The sequence below is a fragment of the Erythrobacter sp. genome, assembly GCF_038133525.1.
Taxonomy (GTDB): domain Bacteria; phylum Pseudomonadota; class Alphaproteobacteria; order Sphingomonadales; family Sphingomonadaceae; genus Qipengyuania.
Genome location: NZ_JAYPTL010000187.1, coordinates 1196 through 1593, shown reverse-complemented (window position 1 = coordinate 1593; position 398 = coordinate 1196). Strand labels below are relative to the sequence as shown.

1 protein-coding gene is annotated in these 398 nt (G+C 60.8%); it reads left to right on the top strand.

Translation table 11 applies throughout. The annotated features are described in order from the left end of the window. Positions 1–207, top strand: a 207-nt coding sequence (locus AAFM29_RS17850) for a hypothetical protein (protein WP_341714048.1), incomplete at its 5' end; no start/stop codon positions are given. Positions 208–398 lie beyond the last annotated feature (191 nt).

The window sequence follows — 398 nt, the reverse complement described above, 5'->3', positions numbered from 1 at the left end:
AAGCCAACTCCGCGCCGGAATGCGCGAAATTCCGCGATTTTTTTCACCAATCCGGTCTCAATTGCGACGAACCGTGCGCTGCTGCGACAGGCCGGGCCGATATGCTGCACCGCACATAAAGAAATGACACAGCGATATGGCGGAGTTGCGCAACGAGCGGCAATCCGGGCAGCGCGATTCGGCACGCCGCTCGGCAATTACCATTAGGTCACCGCCGGCTTTCGCCCGACCTTAGTGTGCAGTGCGGGATACGCCCTCGCCGCTGCCCGGAACATTGGGCTGGCTGGCAAGATCGTCTTCCTCGCTCCACTCGATCGGCATGACCGGTTCGGCGAGCGCACGGGCCAGCACCTGATCGACATGTTTTATAGCGATCAGACGTGGGGCGACCTCAACAC